The sequence below is a fragment of the Mycobacterium gordonae genome (assembly GCF_001417955.2).
Classification (GTDB): Bacteria; Actinomycetota; Actinomycetes; order Mycobacteriales; family Mycobacteriaceae; genus Mycobacterium; species Mycobacterium gordonae_B.
Map to the genome: position 1 here is coordinate 1 of NZ_LKTM01000119.1, position 3,495 is coordinate 3,495.

Annotated in this window: 2 protein-coding genes; both read right to left on the reverse strand. The window is 62.7% G+C overall.

Annotated elements, in window-relative coordinates; genetic code table 11:
- The coding region (locus AO501_RS12475) for a PPE family protein (RefSeq protein WP_055578031.1) at positions 1-2,472 on the reverse strand (2,472 nt) is incomplete at its 3' end.
- Between the two features lie 96 nt (positions 2,473-2,568).
- Positions 2,569-3,495: pentapeptide repeat-containing protein (locus tag AO501_RS12480; protein WP_055578032.1), on the reverse strand; the 927-nt coding region annotated here is incomplete at its 5' end.

Below are 3,495 nucleotides of genomic sequence, written 5' to 3' on the forward strand. Positions count from 1 at the left end.
CCCGGTCAGGCCCTGGGCGTCGCCGCGCACGAACATCCCGACATTCATGTTGCCGGAGTTGCCGATACCGGTGTTGATGTCCCCGGAGTTACCGATACCGGTGTTGAGGTTGCCGGTATTGAACCAGCCGGTGTTGGTGTCCCCACCGTTGAAGTCACCGCTGTTGAAGCTGCCCTCGTTGAAACTTCCGGTGTTGTAGCTGCCCCGGTTACCGATACCGGTATTGAAATTGCCCGGATTGAACAGACCGGTGTTGGCGGTGCCGGAGTTGCCGATACCGGTGTTGTAACTGCCGGTATTGAACAACCCGGAGTTACCCACCCCTTCATTGAAAATGCCGCGCAAATCAACACCGGAATTGCCGATCCCGACGTTGCCGTTACCGGTGTTGAAGAACCCGACGTTGTTATCCCCGGTATTACCGAACCCGATATTGCCGGTACCGGTATTGCCGAAGACATCGGCGGCCAGCGCTTCGGCCGTGCCATGGTTGATGCTCAGCAGACTGTTCAGCTTGGCCGACAAACCCGTCCCACTGAGCACGCTACTAATCGCCGGGCTGCTCAACAGGCCACCCAGATGCCCCGAGCTGAGCAGGCTGCTCACCGACGGACTACTGAGCAGCGTGCTGACCGCCGGGCTGCTCAACACGGCGCTCACCGCCGGGCTACTCAACAACGTGCTCACCGCCGGGGCGCTCAACAGATCACTGACCGACGGGCTGCTGAACTGACTGACGAACGCCTCCGAACTCACCCAGGCGTTAAACGCCGGCGAACTCGACAAGCTGGTCAGCACACTCTGCACGCCACCATGAGAGTTGACGTAACTGGTGATCTGGTTCAGCGAGAAGTTGCCCCACGGCGTCGACAACGTCGCCGCCGCCGCACCCGCACCGCCGGTGCCACCCACCCCCAACTGCGACAACAGGTTACCCAGACTGCTGCCGTTGCTCAGGTGCACACCACTGAGCAGCCCACTGACCGTCGGGTTGCTCAACAACCCACTCAACGCCGGACTGCTCAACACACTGCCCACCGACGGACTACTCAACACCGCGCTCACCAACGGGCTGCTCAACACCGCACCCACCGCCGGACTGCTCAACACCGCACCCACCGCCGGGCTGCTCAACAAGGTGGTCACCCCAGAGCCGCTCAGCAGATTGCTCACCCCAGAGCCGCTCAACTGGCTGGCCAACGCACCAGAATCCACCCACGCGGTAAACGCCGACGAATTCGACAGATTGGTCAACACGGCCTGCAGACCACCATGAGAATTCACGTAACCGGTGATCTGACTCAACGAGAAATTGCCCCACGGAGTCGACAACGCCGCCGCCGCACTCGGCCCACCCGTACCCACACCCAACTGCGACAACAGGTTGCTCAAGCTGCTGCCGTTGGTCAACTGCACACCACTCAGCAGGCTGCTCACGGTCGGGCTACTCAACAGACCGCTCAGCGCCGGGCTGCTCAACAGGCTGCCGACCACGGGACTGCTCAGCAGATTGCCAACGACGGGACTGCTCAGCAAACTGGTCAGACTGCCGCCGCTCAACGCAGCGCTCAACGCTCCGCTACTCAGCACGCTGCTCAGGCCGCCACCGGATAAACCCGACACCAGCGACTGCACGTTCGAGCCGCCAAAATGACTCCAGGGGCCGGGCGAGAAGTGACGACCGTAGCCCCCCCAGCGCCCAGCTGCTGCTGCCGCACCGGTGCCAGCATCACCCAAACCCAGGCTATGCAGGTTCAGGTTGGCCAGGTTCCCGGTACCCACACGCAGACTGCTCAGCAACCCGCTGAGGTTGAAGCCACCCAGCAGGCCGCCCAGCCTCACATTCACTGCACCCAGCGCGGCCTTGGCGCCGCCCTTGCTGAAAGTGCTGCCCAGGGCGGCAAGCTCCCTCGCCGCTGCGTTGACCAAGCCCCCCGCACCGGCCAACTGACCCAACGGCAATTTGGTGAACGGTGTCAGCGCCGCCGCCGCCGCCGACGCGCCGCCGTGATAGCTCAACATCGCGGCGATGTCCTGAGCCCAGAACTCCTCGTACACAGCCTCCGCCGCCGCGATCGCCGGCGCATTCTGTCCGAAGATGTTCGACAACACCAGCGATACGAACGAATTGCGGTTACCCGCGATCACCGCCGGATGCACGATCATCGACCGGGCCGACTCATAGACCGACACCACGGTCCGAGCCTGCGAGGCCGCCTGCTCGGCCGCCGCACCCGCCGCACTCAACCACGCCGCATACGGCGTCGCCGCCGACCTCATCGCCACCGACGCCGGGCCCTGCCAGTACCCGTCAACGAGTCCGGAAGTCACCGACTCGAAAAAGGATGACGCCGAACCCAATTCGGAAGCCAACCCAGACCAGCCCGCCGCCACACTCAGCAACGGCGCCGACCCGGCGCCGGCAAGAATCCGCGCTGAATTGATCTCGGGTGGCAAAGTCAGGAAACTCACCGGCTCAGACCTCTTCCTTACATTGCAGGAAAGCTTCTTGGGAGTAATAGGTGCTGCAGAACAACGCTCGGCTTTCCGGGGCGGATAAACGCATCATCAGCCGGCCACCAAGTCCGCCAACGCCGCCTGCAGCGCACTCATCTGGCCGTTCCAGAAGCCGGAGAGCTGGCTGCCGATGTTGCCGACGCCGGAGATCATGGCCGCGGTGTTCGCGGCCAGCGTGCTGGTGTTGGCGACCCCGGAGATGGCGGTCCCGAGGTTCTGCCAGCCGGACAGCAACGAACCGGCGTTGTACCAGCCCGAGGTCAGCGCCCCGTTGGCGTTGGCGAAGCCCGAACTCAGACTGCTCGAGTTGAAGAAACCTGAAGTGCCGCTGGAACTTCCGTTGAAGAAGCCCGACGCCAACGACCCCACGGAGTTCCCGATTCCGAGCAGCCCTGGCACCCTGAGGTTGAGTTGGCCGAGGAGCGTCAACTGGATGGGCAGCGCAAAGTCCGCGCCATACACGACGTCCATCAGGACGATCGGGTTGATGACGATCGGGTCCACAATTGCGGACGGGACGACTCCATTGATGTTGACGAGACCGAGCGCACTCATGTTGACCGGGACATTGACAATGATCGGGTAGATGGTGATGGGGTCGAACTGGCCGGTGATCGGGATCGCCACGTTGGTACTCGCCACCAGGTCGATCGGAATCGCCGGGAAATTGATCGGGATGGTGAAACCGTCAAGCACTCGGCTGTCGGCCAGGATGAATGAACCGGTGTTCATGCTGCCGGTGTTGAAGGAACCGGTGTTGAGGTCGCCCGAGTTGGCGAAGCCGGTGTTGATACTGCCGCCGTTGAAGCTTCCGGTGTTGAGGTCGCCGGGGTTGGCGTCACCGGTGTTGAAGCTGCCGGCGTTGAAACTTCCCGCGTTGTAGCTGCCGGTGTTGCCGAAACCGGTGTTGTAGCTGCCGGTGTTGCCGATACCGGTGTTGCCGATGCTGGTGTTGCCGATGCCGGTGTTGTAGTCACC